General features: G+C 71.4%; 20 protein-coding genes and 1 pseudogene. 15 read left to right on the plus strand and 6 right to left on the minus strand.

Annotated features, from left to right (window positions below; genetic code table 11):
- Window positions 1-57: 57 nt before the first annotated feature.
- A complete protein-coding gene (locus tag AB0Q99_RS30540; protein WP_363576849.1) occupies window positions 58-276 on the minus strand; it encodes a DUF2283 domain-containing protein in 219 nt (72 codons plus the stop codon).
- A 122-nt stretch (window positions 277-398) separates the two neighbouring features.
- Between AB0Q99_RS30540 and AB0Q99_RS30545 the strand changes: the two are divergent.
- Window positions 399-1,330 (plus strand): annotated as a pseudogene (locus tag AB0Q99_RS30545) (IS5 family transposase).
- An 83-nt stretch (window positions 1,331-1,413) separates the two neighbouring features.
- On the opposite strand, the gene AB0Q99_RS30550 reads toward AB0Q99_RS30545, so the two are convergent.
- From AB0Q99_RS30550 to AB0Q99_RS30565, 4 genes are all read right to left on the minus strand, one after another.
- Window positions 1,414-2,181 carry a transposase gene (locus AB0Q99_RS30550; RefSeq protein ID WP_363576851.1) on the minus strand — a complete coding sequence of 256 codons (768 nt, stop codon included), beginning with the start codon at window positions 2,179-2,181 and terminating at the stop codon, window positions 1,414-1,416.
- Window positions 2,182-2,188: 7 nt separating this feature from the next.
- Window positions 2,189-2,653, minus strand: a complete 465-nt coding sequence (locus AB0Q99_RS30555; RefSeq protein ID WP_363576853.1) for a hypothetical protein — start codon at window positions 2,651-2,653, stop codon at window positions 2,189-2,191.
- Window positions 2,654-2,957: 304 nt separating this feature from the next.
- Window positions 2,958-3,173, minus strand: coding sequence for a hypothetical protein (locus AB0Q99_RS30560; RefSeq protein WP_363576855.1), 216 nt, complete (start codon window positions 3,171-3,173; stop codon window positions 2,958-2,960).
- A 78-nt stretch (window positions 3,174-3,251) separates the two neighbouring features.
- Complete coding sequence (locus AB0Q99_RS30565; protein WP_363576857.1) at window positions 3,252-4,613, minus strand: transcriptional regulator; 1,362 nt, start codon at window positions 4,611-4,613, stop codon at window positions 3,252-3,254.
- Window positions 4,614-5,099: 486 nt separating this feature from the next.
- On the opposite strand from AB0Q99_RS30565, the gene queC reads away from it, so the two are divergent.
- From queC to AB0Q99_RS30635, 14 genes are all read left to right on the plus strand, one after another.
- The gene (queC, locus tag AB0Q99_RS30570; RefSeq protein WP_363576859.1) at window positions 5,100-5,801 is read left to right on the plus strand and encodes a 7-cyano-7-deazaguanine synthase QueC; all 702 of its coding nucleotides are present in this window, start codon (window positions 5,100-5,102) and stop codon (window positions 5,799-5,801) included.
- A 5-nt stretch (window positions 5,802-5,806) separates the two neighbouring features.
- Window positions 5,807-6,487, plus strand: a complete 681-nt coding sequence (locus tag AB0Q99_RS30575) for a 6-carboxytetrahydropterin synthase (RefSeq protein WP_363576860.1) — start codon at window positions 5,807-5,809, stop codon at window positions 6,485-6,487.
- Window positions 6,484-7,206: a 7-carboxy-7-deazaguanine synthase QueE gene (locus tag AB0Q99_RS30580; RefSeq protein ID WP_363576861.1), complete on the plus strand. Its 723-nt coding sequence runs from the start codon at window positions 6,484-6,486 to the stop codon at window positions 7,204-7,206. Before AB0Q99_RS30575 ends, AB0Q99_RS30580 begins: the two co-directional genes overlap by 4 nt.
- A complete protein-coding gene (locus tag AB0Q99_RS30585; RefSeq protein WP_363576863.1) occupies window positions 7,196-7,639 on the plus strand; it encodes a DUF6884 domain-containing protein in 444 nt (147 codons plus the stop codon). Before AB0Q99_RS30580 ends, AB0Q99_RS30585 begins: the two co-directional genes overlap by 11 nt.
- 2 nt (window positions 7,640-7,641) lie before the next feature.
- Window positions 7,642-8,193 carry a phosphoribosyltransferase domain-containing protein gene (locus tag AB0Q99_RS30590; RefSeq protein WP_363576865.1) on the plus strand — a complete coding sequence of 184 codons (552 nt, stop codon included), beginning with the start codon at window positions 7,642-7,644 and terminating at the stop codon, window positions 8,191-8,193.
- The gene (locus AB0Q99_RS30595) at window positions 8,190-9,332 is read left to right on the plus strand and encodes a glycosyltransferase family 4 protein (RefSeq protein WP_363576867.1); all 1,143 of its coding nucleotides are present in this window, start codon (window positions 8,190-8,192) and stop codon (window positions 9,330-9,332) included. The genes AB0Q99_RS30590 and AB0Q99_RS30595 overlap by 4 nt, the downstream gene beginning before the upstream one ends.
- A gap of 86 nt (window positions 9,333-9,418) precedes the next feature.
- Window positions 9,419-10,108 (plus strand): PIG-L deacetylase family protein, encoded by a 690-nt coding sequence (locus AB0Q99_RS30600; RefSeq protein WP_363576869.1) that lies wholly within the window; start codon window positions 9,419-9,421, stop codon window positions 10,106-10,108.
- Window positions 10,108-10,842 carry a WbqC family protein gene (locus AB0Q99_RS30605; protein WP_363576871.1) on the plus strand — a complete coding sequence of 245 codons (735 nt, stop codon included), beginning with the start codon at window positions 10,108-10,110 and terminating at the stop codon, window positions 10,840-10,842. The genes AB0Q99_RS30600 and AB0Q99_RS30605 overlap by 1 nt, the downstream gene beginning before the upstream one ends.
- The gene (gene folE / locus AB0Q99_RS30610) at window positions 10,839-11,450 is read left to right on the plus strand and encodes a GTP cyclohydrolase I (RefSeq protein WP_363576873.1); all 612 of its coding nucleotides are present in this window, start codon (window positions 10,839-10,841) and stop codon (window positions 11,448-11,450) included. Before AB0Q99_RS30605 ends, folE begins: the two co-directional genes overlap by 4 nt.
- Complete coding sequence (locus AB0Q99_RS30615) at window positions 11,447-12,106, plus strand: thymidylate kinase (RefSeq protein WP_363576875.1); 660 nt, start codon at window positions 11,447-11,449, stop codon at window positions 12,104-12,106. Before folE ends, AB0Q99_RS30615 begins: the two co-directional genes overlap by 4 nt.
- Window positions 12,103-13,158, plus strand: a complete 1,056-nt coding sequence (locus AB0Q99_RS30620) for a radical SAM protein (RefSeq protein ID WP_363576876.1) — start codon at window positions 12,103-12,105, stop codon at window positions 13,156-13,158. The genes AB0Q99_RS30615 and AB0Q99_RS30620 overlap by 4 nt, the downstream gene beginning before the upstream one ends.
- Window positions 13,155-14,276, plus strand: a complete 1,122-nt coding sequence (locus AB0Q99_RS30625) for a DegT/DnrJ/EryC1/StrS family aminotransferase (protein ID WP_363576878.1) — start codon at window positions 13,155-13,157, stop codon at window positions 14,274-14,276. The genes AB0Q99_RS30620 and AB0Q99_RS30625 overlap by 4 nt, the downstream gene beginning before the upstream one ends.
- Entirely contained in the window at window positions 14,261-14,947 is a 687-nt protein-coding gene (locus AB0Q99_RS30630; RefSeq protein WP_363576880.1) for a 3'-5' exonuclease, read from the plus strand. Before AB0Q99_RS30625 ends, AB0Q99_RS30630 begins: the two co-directional genes overlap by 16 nt.
- A 14-nt stretch (window positions 14,948-14,961) precedes the next feature.
- Window positions 14,962-15,678, plus strand: a complete 717-nt coding sequence (locus AB0Q99_RS30635) for a thymidylate kinase (protein ID WP_363576882.1) — start codon at window positions 14,962-14,964, stop codon at window positions 15,676-15,678.
- A gap of 68 nt (window positions 15,679-15,746) precedes the next feature.
- Here AB0Q99_RS30635 and AB0Q99_RS30640 read toward each other — a convergent pair whose 3' ends face one another.
- Window positions 15,747-16,259 carry an NUDIX domain-containing protein gene (locus AB0Q99_RS30640; RefSeq protein WP_363576884.1) on the minus strand — a complete coding sequence of 171 codons (513 nt, stop codon included), beginning with the start codon at window positions 16,257-16,259 and terminating at the stop codon, window positions 15,747-15,749.
- Between the last annotated feature and the right edge of the window lie 120 nt (window positions 16,260-16,379).

Here is a 16,379-nt window from a genome sequence, read left to right on the forward strand (position 1 = left end):
GGAACGTCAGAGCCTAGGAGCTGTCCGGCCGATCATGAGCGGAGCCAGGGGTAAGGCTCACCCGATTTGCTCGGCGATTGCCAGGAGGTCGGGGTGCAACCGGTCTATAGAGAGCTCAACGCCCAACAGTCGGCCGTTCGTGTCGAAGTCGAGCACCGCAGCCATGTCATCGCCAGCGATCGCTTGTCGTACTGCTTCACCAGGAGCGATGGTGTCGACCAAGTAGATGTAGGCCATGCCTGCCTTGGCGTCATACGTAACCCGCGTTCTCTTCATCCCCGCCCCTCGATCGCACCAGATGCCCCACCAGGCTATCGGCCACAAGATCGCTGGGGCAGGCGCCAGGTTTCGCTTGGTCGATCATGTGACCATCACCCGACCCGGTCGTTGAATCGGGCATGGGGCGGGGTGATCTGACGGATGCCGAGTGGGAACGGCTGCGGCCGTTCCTCCCGGTCAGTAACAGGCGTTGTGGGCGGTGGCGGGATCATCGGCAGGTGATCGATGGGATCCTGCACCGGGTGCGGACCGGTGTGCACTGGCGGGACCTGCCCGAGCGGTTCGGGCCGTGGAAGACGGTCTACGAACGCCACCGGCTATGGTCCGCGGACGGCACTTGGGAGCGCCTGCTCCAGCAGGTTCAGGCCGAGGCGGACGCGGCCGGCGACATCGACTGGGACATCTCGGTCGACTCCACCGCCGTGCGAGCGCACCAGCACGCGGCCGGCGCCCGCACCGACCCACCGCCGACCCTCGCGTCAAAGGGGGTTGGGCCGGCAGAACACCAGGACGAGACGCCGTGGCAGAGCCTCGCCGCCCGCCTGGCGGAGGTGGTGCTGGAGGTGAGGGCCTGGGCCGCTCGCGCGGCGGGTTCACCACCAAGGTCCACCTGAGCGCGGACGGCCGCTGCCGCCCGCTGTCCCTGGTCGTCACCGCCGGGCAGCGGGCGGACTGCACGCAGTTCGAAGCGGTGCTGGAGAAAATCCGCGTCCCGCGGACCGGTCCGGGCAGGCCCCGCAAGACGCCCGACAGTGTGGCCTGCGACAAGGCGTACAGCAACGGGCCGTGCCGCGCCTACCTGCGCAGACGCGGCATCCGCCACACGATCCCGGAAAAGACGGACAGTCGGGCCGCACGTCTGCGCAAGGGCTCACACGGCGGACGGCCACCCGGCTTCGACGAGGAACGGTACAAGAAACGCAACACCGTCGAACGGGCCATCAACAAGCTCAAGCACGCCCGAGCCGTCGCCACCCGATACGACAAGCGCGGCTACGTCTACCTCGGCACCGTCACCGCAGCAGCACTCGTCATCTGGCTCCGCTCATGATCGGCCGGACAGCTCCTAAGGGCTGTCCCGTTATTGATCTTCGGGCGTCTCGGGCGCGGGCCGATGCTCGGTGACCGCCCGCCTCACGCGGCCTGGAGAAGGTTGTGCAGGCGGGCGACGCCGAGCATGGCGTGGTGGACGCCGTTGCCTTTGAGGCGGCAGTCGCGAAGGATCTTCCAGGTCTTCATCCGGGCGAAGACGTGCTCGACACGGGCGCGGACCTGCTTGTGTTCGCGGTTGTGGTCGGCCTGCCACTCGGTGAGCTCGCCGCCGCGTGGCCGGCGGTGCGGGATGACCAGGCCGGTGCCCGGATATCCGCCGTCGGCGATGGTCGTCGTCCGGCCAACGGCTACCTTCGCGCCGGATTCCTCCCAGGCCTTGCAGTCGTTGCGGTTGCCCGGCAGGGGCTTGCCGACCGCGACGATCAGCTGGGTGTGGGCGTCGATGACGACCTGGTGGTTGGTGGAGTAGCGGTAGTTCTTCGACTGCTCGGCGATCGTGTGGTCGCGGGTGGGGACCAGGGTGCCGTCGACGATCAGCACGGTGCCCTTGCGGAACCGGCGCCGCGGATTGAGCGCGAGCAGGGGCCCGATGTGGTCGATGATCCGGCCGGCCGCCGACTTCGACACCCCGAACAGCAGCGCGAGCTGCCGCAGTGTCAGGTTCGTGCGCCAGTAGGCAGCGACCAGCAGGACACGGTCCTCCAACGGCAACGACCATGGGCGCCCTGGCCGGGGCCGATCGGCCCCCTCTCGGCGCAACATCGTGATCAGCTTGCCGAAGTCCTTCGGCCTCAACCCGCTGAACGGGCTTATCCAGGAGCGTTCCGACGCGGTGATCACCTGAGCCACGACAAGATCATGACACCGAGGTGCTTGGACCTCCGGACCGGTCGAGGGCGGTGATGCGGAGGTCGCCGGCCCAACTCTCGCAACGGACCGTCCCCGAGACGAAGTCCAGCTCAAGCGCGGTGCGTCCCGTGAGCGGCTCCCACTCCTCCCGGGCGGCGAGCACGGTGTCGCCGAGGTGACGAGCGAAGGGAGTTTCGTCGGCGTCGAGCTGGACGTCGATCCGACCCCAGTCGCCCATGTCATAGCCCTCGTAGGGCTCGGCTTGGTCAACCACCAGGCACCAGTCCGTTCCGCTCATCACGTGGGTAGAGACGCCGTGATCATCGACCAGCCACAGCTCAACCGGCGTGGCGTCCCTCCGGGCCTCGTACACATGCCAGGACGCCGCCAGGCGGACCAGCCGGCGGCCGACCAGCGACCGCGGATCTACTCCGGGGCCGTGAGCTGGGCATACAGGCTTCGAGGACTCCACACCCAGGACCGTACCGCGACTTGCGTCCCGGCTCATCTGCCTTTACGGGACAGCCCTTAGGGCAGGGGGTGTACATCCGGAGGCCGTTTCGTGGACCGTGACCCCCCTCTGTGACCCTCCCCCTGGCTGGCGCGAACCGGTTCGCTGGGCGCAGGCGACGGAGCCGGTCGAGGTGACCTCGGCCGGCCCTGGTAGCCCCTTGCATCGGCGGGGGCGCCGTGCGTCAGGTGCCGTCGGGGAGGGAGGAGTCGTGACGGTTGTGTCCTTGCCGGGCGGGAGGTGCCGTCCCGGTGCGGGGTCCGCCTCAGGTGGCCAGGGCTTGGGCCAGGTGGTCGGCGGCCCGGCCGTTGAGGGCGAGCTGGAGATCAGTGGCTCGGGAGCGCACCAGGCCGCTGCGGTGCAGGAGCGGCAGTTCGGTCCAGACTCTGGCCGCAAGGTCTGCGGCAGCGCCGTGGTTGCCCTCGATCCGGCGGCAGGCCGCCGCCGTCGCCGCTGCACCGAGGAGTCGCCGCCGGTTCACGCCATCTTCCCTTCACTGCAGAGGTCGGCCTGGTCGGTGGTGGCGATCCGTCCCCGCAGAAGCGCTCGCTCGGCGCGTTCAGCACGTCATCTCGAGGAATTCGCGTACCGGGGCGGCGTTGCTGTGCGCGGCCAACTTGGACCGCAGGCTTTCGAGAGTGCTCGATCCACGGGCGGAAGTCACTCCGCCCATGTTCTCCACCGCTTGATGCGCCGCCACCACCGCGCCAGCCAGGTCGTTCAGGTCGATGCGGGCATCGGCCTGCCGAGCGAGGTAGATGGCGTAGCCGCGGGGGAAGGCATCGCCGTTATAGGCCTCGCTCGAGTGGGCGGTCGTCGCGGCATCGAAGTGCCGAAGGGCCTGCGCGGGATTCTTGAGGTTGAGGGCCGAGGACCCGATCAGTTGGTATGCCTCTCCCAGATTGAACCAGTAGATGCAGTCAGGGTCGTCGGCGATGTCACCGGCCTGGCCGTAGGCATCGAGCGCGGCATTGGCGGCGCGGTCGGCGGCACGGCGGTCTCCGGCGTGGGCGTGGGCGCGGCAGGCGCGCGCGTGCAGCATGGCGGTCATCCGGGCCGAACCGGCCCTGGGTGCGGCGGCGAGCGCGGCTTCGATCAGAGTGATCGCGCCTTGCGGGTCGCCGGTCGAGTAGTGCTGGATCGCCCAGAAGGACAGCGTGTTGATGCCGACGACGGGGTCTCCGGAGCTGGCGGCGGCCCGCATCGCGGTGGCGAAGTGGCGCTCGGCCTGTGCGTGACGGCCGCTGTCGTAGGCGGTCCAGCCTGCCGAACGGGAGGCCTCGGCAGCCGCGGCGTACAGCCGGCGTCCGACGGCCTCGGTGTAGGAGCAGGCCTTGAGCCGGGTCCTAATCATCTTGAGTTCCTGCACGGCCGCGCCGTACACCTCGCCAGATCCGACTTGATCGTCGAGGCGGCGCAGCGCGGCCAGGCGTTGCTCAAAGTAGTCGGCAGTCTCGGCACCGACCCGACGGCCTCGTTCGGCGTCGGTGGCCTCAGCGCTGGGCGCGGTGGCCCAGTTCGCGGTCATGGCCGACAGCCCGACTGCTGTGGTGATGAGGAAGTTCCTGCGGTCCACGGGCGCTCCCACCTTCTCCAGTGTCTTGACGGTACCCGCGGTGGTCCACGGGGAATCGAAGTACAGGTGGTCGTCTCCTTCGGTGACCACCAGGCGCAGCCATTCCGGCCATCCCAGGTCAATGACGTCCTCGGGCGAGATGCCTTCCAAGTCGGCCATAGCGATCTGGGTCTCAAGCTCCGGTTCGGCGCCTCGCTTCCAGCGGGAAAACTTCGTCTTCCCGGCAGCCATCCCTCCGTAGCCAAGCCGTTTGTGACGCTCAGCCACCCGCGTCAGATAGCCCTCCGCGGTGCAGCGGCGCCGAGCGAGCAGGTACTCAAGGCGTCGAGCCGTCGGGCTCTGCATGGCGGACCTCCCGGGAAGCGGACAGCACCAGTGTGGCGGCCGGGAGGTACCTGGCGGGAGGGTCTGCGCGCGGGGACAACTGGAGACAACTGGAGGCCTCGGAGGGCCACGCCCACCTGCTTCCGAATGTCGGCCGGTCCCGGTTACCTGGTCCGGTGCGGAACCGACGGGGCGTCACCTGCGCCGCGCCGTCATCCCGATCCGGCCGCCGGCTTCGGCCGATGCCGCAGGGGCGCGCGGCCGTCAGCGGCTTCCGGTCTGCCTCGAATCGGTGTGGGGCCTCTTCCCACCGCCGGTACAGGCGCCCGTCCGGTCATCTGGGCGAACCGGTCGAGTTTCAAGAGGAGACCGCAGTTGTTGGAATCCGGCGAAATCATCGCCGCCCGCGCCCGACGCGGGGCGCGGCTCGCAGACCTGGCTGGTCACACCGGACATCGTGCCCGCTCACTTCGCCATCGCTTCATTCCTTCCTCAGAAAGGTGCCCGATGCCGCTCTCGGTTCCCCGTCACGCCGCCGTGATCTTCTCTGGCGGCCTCGACTCCAGCACCGCCGCCTACCAGCTGGCCGCCGACGGCACCCGCCTCACGCTCCTGTCGATCGACTACGGGCAGCAGCACCGAACCGAACTCGACCACGCCGTCACCATCGCGGCGCAGTTGGAGGCCCGCCACCATGTTGTGGATCTGCGCTCGCTCGGTGCGCTGCTGGAGGGCAGCGCGCTGACCGACCGGAACGTGGACGTCCCGGACGGGCACTACGCTCACGAGACGATGCGCTCGACCGTGGTCCCGCACCGCAATGCGCTGTTGCTCGACATCGCCGTGTCGGTCGCACTCAGCGAAGGCGCCACCGCTGTGGTGTTCGGTGCCCATGCTGGCGACCACCCGATCTACCCGGACTGCCGGCCGCAGTTCCTCGCCGCTTTCCAGCAGATGGTCGCCGTTGCGAACGAGGGGCACCTTCCTCCGGGATTCGCGGTTTTCGCGCCGTTCCTGCATCTGACCAAGGCGGACATCGTGCGGATCGGAGCAGGCCTCGGAGTCCCGTTCGAGCTGACCTGGTCGTGCTATAGGGGCGGCACGGTGCACTGCGGCACCTGTGGCACCTGCGTGGAGCGCCGTGAGGCGTTCTGCCTGGCGGGCGTCGCCGACCCGACCGAGTACGCCGCCGCGTGGGCGGGTGCGTGATTGCCGTGGGCGTCTACACGATCGGCAAGCGGATGCGGTTCGAGGCCACCCGGCGCATCGACGGCGTGGTGGATGGCAACTCGATGACGGCCCAGGTCCTGCTGTCGGCGGACCGGCTCACCGACGTCGGGTTCGTGACCGACTTTGGGGACCTCGCCCCGTTACAGGAACACGTCGATCAGGCCCTCGACCACCGGGATCTCTCCGACGTTCTGGCGGACGCAAGCGACGAGGGCATCAGCCGGTACCTGTTCGACTGGGCCGCCGTCCACCTTCCGGCGGTAGCACGCAGGCGGCTGGCAGCGGTACAGCTGCTGACGGGCCGTCCCGTCACACCGGTTCGGCCCGTCGCCGTGCACTTCTCGGCCACCCACTGGCTGGAAGGCCTGAGCACAGGTCACAAGTGCGGGCGCCGCCACGGTCACGCCTACGTCGTCACCCTCCCCGGTCCCATGGGCGACCTGCTGCCGATTCCGTCCGAGCTGGCCGATCATGTCCACTCGACGCTGCACCGCCAGCTCCTCAACCGGGTCCTGGACCTCAATCCGACGTCCGAACAGCTCGCGGCGCACCTGGCCGGCTGGCTCGCCGACAAGGGGCTCACCGGGCCCGACGGGGCACCGCTTGCGGTCCGGGTGTCCGAGACCGAGAGCACCTGGGCCGAGTACCGCCAGGAGGCACTGTGACGACTCTGCGCACTGATCCGCACCCCAAGCGGCCGCCGCGGCTGCGCATCACGGAGATGTTCCGCGACACCGTCCAGGGCGAGGGGCCTTCGACCGGCCGGCGGGCCGCCTTCATCCGCTGTTGCGGCTGCAACCTGACGTGCGGCTGGTGTGACACGCCGGAGACCTGGGACAGCTCCCGGTTCGACCTGGCCGCGGAGTCGTCGTGGTGGGCGGTCGATGACCTCGCCGAGTGGGCGCTGGAGGGGACCGAGCCGATCATCGTGATCACTGGCGGCGAGCCGCTGTTGCAGCCGGGCGTCGTACCGCTGGCCGAGCGGCTGGTCGAGGACGGCCGTGAGGTCGAGTTCGAGACCAATGGCACCCTTGCCCCGCCGAGGCGCCTGGTCGACGCCGGCGTGTACTGGAACGTTTCGCCGAAGCTCAGCGGCGCCCACGTCGCCAAGGAGAGACGGATCGTCCCGGAGACGCTGCGCGCGTTCGCCGCACTGGAGCGAGCCCGCTTCAAGTTCGCGGTGACCGCGCTCACGGAGCTGGACGAGATCGCGGCCCTGGAAACCGAGTTCGGCCTGGACCCGGTGTGGGTGATGCCGGAGGGCACCACCCGGGAGGCCGTCCGGACCGGGCTGCAGAAGCTCGCGCAGCCCGTGATCGCCCGCGGCTGGAACCTCGGCACCCGCCTGCACATCGAGATCTGGGGGAACCGCCGTGGCAAGTAGCACCGGCACGACAGCACTCGTCGTCGTAGGCTGCTCCGCCCGCAAGAGTCCGTCCGAGCGGCCCATGGCCGCACTGGACCTGTACCAGGGCTGGTGCCTCCCGCACCTGCGGGCGCGTCTGCGGGGCCGCGGCGAGCTGCGGCAGCGGACGCTGATCCTCTCGGCCCGCCACGGGCTGCTGAAAGCCGACAACCCGATCCTGCCCTACGACCAGCCCCTCACCCCCGACCGGGCCGCCGCCCTCGAGACCGAGGTGCGCGCCGGACTCGCCGACCACCTCCGGGCGCTCCCGGCGGCCGAGGCGCTGCTCCTCCTCGAACCCGTCTACCTGGCACTCCTCGGCTACCCGCCGGTGCCGCTGGTGCACATCGTCACGGACCCCGTGCGGCATTGGTCGGCCGCCGAGGGCGTTCTCGACGCCTGGGGGTGGTGACGATGACGCCGACCGCCGGCCGCGTCTTCAACGGCCGCGCAACGTGGTTCCTGACCGAGGAGGCGTTCACCGTGGCCGCGGCCCTCATCGCCGAGCAGGAACGTCCGCGACAGCCGGACGTGGTGATCGGCCTGGCCCGAGGGGGTGTGCCGCTCGCCCGCCGTGTGGCCGAGCTGCTCCAGGTGCCCGTCGCCGAGGTGAACGCCCGCCACAACAGCACCGATGACCTCGCCGTGCCCGCGAGCGGCCAGGTCATCCTCGACGAGCCGGCGCTGCTGGAGGCGGTCGCCGGAACCCGCCGGGTCCTCGTCACCGACGACATCTGCGGCTCGGGCGCCACCCTGCACGCCGTGCGCGACCTCCTGCTCTGGCACACCGAGGCCGAGCTGCGCACCGCCGCGCTGTGCCGCAACGCCAGCGCCGCCTTCCCTGTCGACACCTGGGTGTACGGCGTCGGCGACTGGGTCGTTTTCCCCTGGGAGACGGCCCCGCCGCCCGACCACGCCCTGCTTCCCGTCCCCGCCCGGCTCTTCACCACACCGGAGGTACCGTGACCACCACTGCCCGCCCCGGGCCGGTCCGCACGATCGCGTTCGTCCTGTTCAGCTACCGTCCCGACGAGCCCGCTGGCTATGAGCGGACCGTCGGCGCGCTGGCCGCCGGATGCCGCGAGCTGGGCATCAACCCGCTGATCGTCACCGCCGGCCCGGCCGAGCCCGGCGACGGCGACTACCCGGAGATGGTCCGGCTCTCCTCCCTCGCGCTGCCCCGCCCGATCATGAAGCCGGGCATCCTCGCCGCCCTCGAGAAACCCGAGCCGGTCCGCGCCGAGCTGCGCGAGCTCCTCATCCGCCACGAGGCCGACCTGGTCGTGTGGGTGGACGCCCTGTACGGCCTCGGCTACCTGGACGCCGCCCCCACGGGCGTGCCCAGCGTCCTACAGGTCCACAAGGTCCGCGCCGACACCTACTTCGACCAGGCGATCGCCGCCGCCGGAGCGGTCCTGCCGATCAGCCCGTACATGGTCGAGGAAGCCCGCGCGCACGGCTACGACACCAGCGCCTGGACGATCGTCCCCAACCCGCTGATGGAAGCCATCGCCCCGGTACCCGTCCTGGCGCGTGAGAAGCTGCGGCACGACGGTCCGGTGCGGATCGTCTCGCGCGCCGAGCCCTACAAGGGCCTGGCCGAGCTGCTGTCCGCGATCCCCGCCGACTGGCAGCGCCCGGTCGAACTCGTGCTGGCCGAGGCCGGGTTCGAGTACTGGCCCGGCATGCAGCAGGACGTCGTCAACGCTGTGCGCGCCGCGGCCTCCAAGCGGCCCGACGTCGTCGCGGTCCTGGACCCGCTGCCGTGGGGCGAGGTCCAGCAGTTCTTCGCCGGCGCCGCTGCTACCGTGATCGCCTCCTACGAGCCCGAGACTTTCTGCAACACCGCCGCGGAGGCGATGTCGAACGGCACGCCCGTCGTCGGGTTCGGGATCGGCAACCTCCCGCATCTCGTCGGCGACGCAGGCGTCATGGTCCCGCTGGCGCAGGGCTACGAAGCGCTCTGGCAGGAGACGGGCCGGCTCCTGGACGACCCCGACCGTTACCGCGAGGTCTCGACGAACGCCCCTCGCCGCACCGAGCAGCACGCCCCGGCGGACGTCGTGCGGGCCCTGATCGCCGCCGCCCACGCCACCACCTGCTGAGCCACGCCACCCACGGATGCGCAGTGCAGCCGCACCCTCCGGGCGCTGCCCCGTTCCCCTTCCACGGAAAGAGGAGGGCCACCACCATGGTCTTCGGATTGACCCGCGGCGACCGCGTCCTGGTCGTCGCACCCCACCCTGACGACGAGACCCTCGGCGCGGGCGGCACAATCGCCCGGCTCGCCGAGGCCGGTATCGAGGTACACGTCCTCGCGGTCACCTGCCACTCCCAGCCCGGCGCCGGCGCCGAGGCCCGCCGCGACGAACTCGCCCAGGCCTGCGAGGCCCTGGGCGTGCACAGCCACCACATCGCCTGGACGGGCACCGCTGCAGCCCGCGGCCCCGGCGCCCACCAGGCCGCCCTCGTCCACCTGATCGAAGCCGGTGAGCACCTGTCGATCGCCAGCCTGCGCCCGCACGCCCTTCTCATCCCCGCCGACGGATCCTTCCACCAGGACCACAGGGCCGTTCACGACGCCGGACGCGCCGCCGCCCGGCCCTGCGGCGGCGCGCGTTCGTGCCCGCCGATCGTGCTCGGCTACGCCGGGCCGGAGGACGCCGCGTGGGGCCGCGGCTCCCAGGCCCGCACCGTGGCCGTCGACACCAGCAGCACGTGGCCGACGAAGGCGAAAGCGCTGGGCTGCTACCAGAGCCAGATGCACCCCGCCCCGCACCCGCGCAGCATCGAAGCCATCGCTGCGCGCGACACCGCCGAGGGCAGCACGTTCGGCTTCGCGAAGGCCGAGACGTTCACCGCCTATCGGATGGCGTGCTGATGGGCGCCCCGCGCACGGTGCTGGCCGCCCACCAGCCGGCCTACCTGCCATGGTGCGGGTTCTTCTCCCGCCTCCTGAACGTAGGCGAGTACACGGCCCTCGACCACGTCCAGTTCTCCGAGCGCGGCTGGCAGCACCGCAACCAGGTACGCGGCCCCGGCCAGCCGGTACTGCTCACCGTGCCAGTACGCCGGTCCTTCGGCCAGCCACTGACCGAGGCGCGCACCACCGACGGGCCGTGGCCGCGCCGCCACTGGCGCACCCTGACCGAGACCTACCGCCGGGCCCCATTCTGGACGCTGTACGCGGAGCACCTGCACGCGGTCTACGAGCAGCCGTGGACCCACCTGACCGACCTGAACCTCACCCTGACCCGGCTGTTCCTCGACGTCCTCGGCCTGGAGACCCGCGTGGTGCGCAGCAGCGAACTCTCCCCCCAGGGCACCGGCACCGAGATGCTGGTGGACCTGTGCCGGCTGCGGGGCGCCGACACGCTGCTGGTGGGCACCGGGGCGCTCGGCTACCTCAATGCCGCCCTGCTGCGCGAGCACGGCATCCAGGTGGAGATCGCCAGCTACACCCACCCCCGGTACGGTGCGGATCAGCGTGGCTGGGCCCCGAACCTGTCCGTCCTGGACCTCCTTATGCACGAGGGCCCGCGTGCCCGGGGCGTTCTCGCCGCCGGGGCACGGACCCGGGTGTGGGAGCCGACCCTGGAAGCGGTGACCCTGTGAGCGTCGACCTCGTCCCCCAGCCCGCCGCGGCGAGCCGGTCCTTCGACCACGCGCGCGTTCAGCGGCTGATCGGTGAACTCCTTGAAGCCTTCGGCGAGGATCCGGGCCGGCCGGGCCTGCGGGAGACCCCGCGTCGCGTCGCCGACGCCTGGCGGGAGCGGCTGTGCTACGACCCGGGCCGCACCGGCACGGTCTTCGACCACGAGACGGTGACCGTCGGCGGAAGCGAGCTGGTAATCGTCAACAGCATCGTCCTCAGCTCGACGTGCGAACACCACCTGCATTCCATGCGCCTGGTGGCGACCGTCGGCTACCGTCCCGCCGGTTGCGTCGTGGGCCTGTCGAAGATCCCCCGTATCGCCGAGCTCCACGCCCACCGGCTCCAGCTCCAGGAACGCATCGCCCGCGGCATCGCCGACGACCTGATGGACGTCGCGCAGACCAAGGACGTCGGCGTCATCATCCACGGCGAGCACCGGTGCATGACCCAGCGCGGCGTGCGTGCCGACCAGGCCCGCACCACCAGCGTCCTGCTCCACGGGTGCTTCGAGGAAGACCCGCAGTCGCAGGCGTGGCTGCGCGAGGCGGCGCAGCAGGTGGCCTCATGACCGCCGCCCAGAGGTGGGTCACGCTCGAGGGCACCAACGCCGTCGGCAAGACCCGCCTCGCCGCCCAAGCCGCGGCCGTCCTGGGGCCGGACTGCGTCGTCCTGACCGAACTGCCCGACACCGATCCGGACACGCTGCCCGGCCAGGTCGTCGCCGCGCTGGCCGGCGAGCACGATCCGTTCCTGCGCACCGGGCACCCGCTGACCGAGACGTTCGCACTGCTGGCGCTCGCCGTCAGGCGCCGCGAGCAGCCGCACGGTGCGAGCGTGATCATCGAGGACCGCGGGAGCGACAGCGTCGCCGTCTACCAGGCCCTAGTCGTCGCCGACGCCACCGGCACCGAGCCCTACCCGATCCTGCGTCAGCTCCTGGCCGTCGCCGACCGGTGGCGCCCGCGCGCCGACGTCACCCTCTTGCTGCGGGGTGACCCTGCCGTGTGCCAGACGCGATGGCAGCAGCGGGCTGGACGCCCGCTCACCGCCGACGAGACGGACTACCTGTACAGGGCCGCGGCCCTGTACGACCGCCTCGCCGATGACGACCCGGGCCGCTACCTGGTCGTCGACCTCGACAAGACCACCGACCAGGGGGCACTCGGCATCCTCACCGCCGCCTGCCGCCCGGCACCCGCTGCCACTGCCGGAGGCGCCCCGTGAAACGCCGCATCGTGACCCGACACCCGGTCACCCTGCTCTGGTCGCTGCGCAGCCTCTGCCCGCTGGCCTGCGACTACTGCTACTTCGGTCTGGTCGCCGACCACCAGATCGCCCCGCCCACCAAGGCCGGCCAGCTCTCGCACATCTCCCGCAACGACATGAACCGCAAGGAGGTCCTCGCATTCGCGCGGACCCTGGCGGGCTCCGCCGTGGGCCGGGTGTTCCTCGCCGGCGGCGAGCCGCTCGCCTGGCCGGGCGTCCTCGACGTCATCCAGGTCATCAAGGCGGCCGGAATCGAGGTCGTCGCGTGTACCAACGGCCTGCCGCTGGCGAAAGCCGAGATCCAGGACGCGCTCTTCGACTTGGGCGTGGACGCGATCTCGGTGTCCCTGGACTCCACCGACCCGGCCGTCAACGACGCCCGCCGGCCCGACCGGTTCGGCCGCGGAACCTGGCACGCCGCCGTCGACGGCATCCGCGCCGTCATCGCCCAACGCGCAGCCGGTCCGGCGCCGAGAGTCGGCATCTACAGCGTCCTCACCCGCCGCACCATCGACGACATGCCCGCCATGGGCCGCCTGACCGCCGACCTGGGCTGCGACTACTACGTCCCCCAGCCCATCACCCTCGCCGACGACCACAAACTCCACGCCGAGCTGTCGCTGCGCCCCGACGACGAGCCGCGGCTGCGAGCGGCGTTCGACGCGCTCTACCGCGAGCACCCCGAACTCGTCCTGCCCGCATCCACCTATCCGCAGCAGGTCCTCGACACCCTGCCCCGCACGACCTCCCCGGTCGCCACCTGCTTCGGCGGGCACACACTGCACTTCATCCAGCCCGACGGCGCCATCTGGGACTGCGTCTCCCCCTACCGCATCGACGCCACCGCGCCGGCCGCGCGCCGCAGCATCCGCGGCGCCAGCGCCGCCGACCTGTTCCCCGCACCCACGGGCCACGCCCCGGGCTGCCCGCTGTTCTCCCACGAGTGCGTCAACATGTGGCCGCTCATGGACTTCGACCGCGTCACCGAGCCGTCCGGGAGCCCCCGATGACCACCACGACCAATCCTCAGCCGGCCGGGGGCCTGGGCCCGGCCGAACGGCTCGCCGCCCTGCTGCGCGACATGCCCGACCCCACCGCCGCGGGCGGCAACGCACGCCGCCTCGAGGAGCAGCTCGCCGCCGCGTTCCGCTCCCGGTACGCCGTCGCGGTCTCCTCCGGCACCGCCGCCCTGCACACCGCACTCGCCGGCTACGGCATCGGCCCGGGCGACGAGGTCCTCGTCCCGGGCGCCACGGTCGTCATGACCGTCGCCGCCGTCCTCATGACCGGCGCCACCCCCGTCCTCGTCGACTCCACCCCCGGCCTCGACCTCGACTTCGACGATCTGGCGGCCAAGACCACTACCCGCAGCCGCGCGATCATCCCCGTTCACCTGGCCGGGCGCCCCTGCGACCTCACCCGCCTCGCCGAGTTCGCCGCCGGTGCCGGCCTGCGCGTGATCGAGGACGCCTGCCAGGCCCAGGGCAGCCGGCTCGACGGCCGCCTACTCGGCACGTTCGGCGACGCCGGCTGCTTCTCCCTGAAGGACGGCAAGATCGCGTGGTCCGGCGAAGGCGGCTATATCGTCACCGATGACGGCGACTTCGCCGCCCGCGCCCGCTCCTTCGCCACGCACGGGTTCCTGCCCGCCCCCGGCCGGCCCGCCGGAAGCCGGCTCGGCCACAACTACCGCCTGGCCGAACCCCTCGCGGTGATCGCCTCCGCCAACCTGGAACGCTTCGACGACCTCCTGGAGCAGCGCCGCCAGCAGACGCTCCTCCTCACACGCCTGGTGGCCGACGCGCCGGGCCTGCAGACCGTGCAGCCGGGGCCGCGCGAGCAGTGGAACCACTACGGCCCGCTCTTTCGGCTGACGCTGGCACGACCCCGCGACTTCTGCCGCCGCCTCGCCGACCTCGGCGTCGCCAACAGCACCGGCACCTACGGCCTCACCACCGCCGACCGGCTTCCCGCCCTCGCCGACCACCGCCTCCCCCCGTGCCCGACGGCCCGTCAGAATTGCGATGTGACCCTGGCCGTCGTCGTCCACGGCGGACACAGCGACGAGCAGCTGCGCGCCATGGCCCGCACCATCAACGAGGAGGCACACCGGTGGCCCACGACCTGACCATCACCGACCCCGGGATGCTGGCGACGGCGTTCGTGACGATCGACTTCGAGACCCTCACCCCCGCCGGACGCAGGCCCGAACCGACCGAGGTCGCCGCTCAGGTCCGCCGTGTGACGCAGGACGGCACCTGGAGCGAGACGGCGCGCTTCGACGCGCTGATCCGCCCGCCCGCCGACGTGCCCGTCACCGACTTCGACATGCGCCAGACCGGCATCACCCCCGCCATGCTCGCCACCGCGCGCACCGCCGACGACGTTCTCGCCGACCTGGAGCAAGGCCTGGCCCAGCACACCCCGTACATCCTCGTCGCCCACAACGCCCCCTACGAGGCCGGGCTCATCCACGACCGCGCCGCCGTCTGCCCCGCCCTGGCGCGCACCGCACTCCTGGACACCGTCCGCCTGGCCCGCACCGCCTACCCCGAACTGCGCCACCACCGCCTGGACGACCTGCTGCGCCACCACCGTCTGCCCACCCCGCCCGGCCGGCACCGCGCCATGCCCGACGTCGAGGTGACCAGCGAGATCTTCGCCCGCGTGCTGGCCGACGGCGCCCGGGCCGGGCACTGGAGCACCCTCGCCGACCTTCGCAAGATCGCCGGCATCACCCCCAAGGCCGTCCTCGACGACGAGGAAGCCGCCAAGCCCCAGCAGGACTCCCTGTTCTGAAGGAGCAATCCCCCGTGCCCATCACCAAAGCCCGGCCCGCGGGCGTCCTCGTGTCCACCGAGGGGCTCAGCGGCGTCGGCAAGAGCCACCTCACCGCGCTCGCCGCCCGGCTGCTCGACGCCGACCTGCTGTGCGTGGAGGAGTTCTCCCGCCGCCGCCACCGCCGCGACGACCTCGGCAGCCGCATCATCACCGCCATGGTGGACGCCGCCGCGGGCGACCACTTCCTGCGCGCCGGCCTGCCCGCCAGCGAGACTCTGCTCCTGCTCGCCGTGCAGATGCACACGTGGGAGACGACCTGGCATGCCCTCGCCGCCGGGACCACCGTCATCGAGGGCCGCAGCCTGCACTCCGTCGCCGTCTACCAGGCCGTCGTCCTCCACCCCGACGACGACCGGGCCGCCCTCAACTGCGCCCGCCGCATCCTCGCCGAGGCCGCCGCCTGGCGGCCCCTGCCCGACCTCGTCATCCTCCTCACCGACGACCCCGGCCAGGCCCTGACCCGCGCCGAGCAGCGCGACCGGCGCCCCTTCACCCCCGACGAGCTCGCCGTTCACCACCGCAGCGCCCGCCTGTTCGAGGCGCTCGCCGCCGACGACCCTCACCACGTCCGCGTCCTGGACCGCCGTGCCCAGCCCGACCCGGAGGCCGGGGCCGAGCTCATGGCCGACTGGATCCGCCGCGCCCGCCCTCGACAACGGCACCCCGGCCTCGAGGAGCACCGCGCCTGAGCGCGATCACGTCGGCCCGCGGCGCACCGGCCCCATCCAGCTCGGCCGCACGCACCCGGCCACCGGCACTACACGGCGAGGGAGGCGACGTGCCCGAATAGCTCCTTGGCGAAGACCCGCAGATCGTCGGCCACCTCCGGATCCTGGGCGACTTCGGCCTCACCGAGCCAGCGCACCTCGTGCGCCGGTTCCTGCACTGGACCGTCGCCTTCGGCCAGGGCCAGGAAAAGGTGATCGACGTGCACGTGCGGCGCGCGGGTGTGGTTGTCGGGCGACACCGGGAACTCCACCACCCACCACGGCACCGGAACCCCGACGTGCGGCGCGCCCGGCGGCAGCGCCGCACCCGGCCCCGGCACCAGGCGGGTGGCCCACCCGGTCTCCTCCAGGTTCTCCCGAACCGCCGCCTCAGCAGGGTGCTCGAAGTCCTCAACATGCCCGCCGGCAAGCATCAGGCACTCCAGTCGCGGATGCCAGACCAGGCCCAGCCGCCACCCCTGCGGCGTACGCCGGAAGACGAAGCTGCTCGCCGTGGATTCCTTGACCGTCGTCTGCATCGTCCGCACCAGTCCTGTCGCCATCAGCCTCCGGCGCCCGCTGCCACGGCCGCCGCCCAGCCCCAGAGCCTCCCACAACCCCCCGGTCACACAGGCCACTTCACGCCACTGCCTCCCCCGAACGAGCACCCTTCTTTCCGCCGG

Source organism: Kitasatospora sp. NPDC086791, from assembly GCF_040685975.1.
Taxonomy (GTDB): Bacteria; Actinomycetota; Actinomycetes; order Streptomycetales; family Streptomycetaceae; genus Kitasatospora.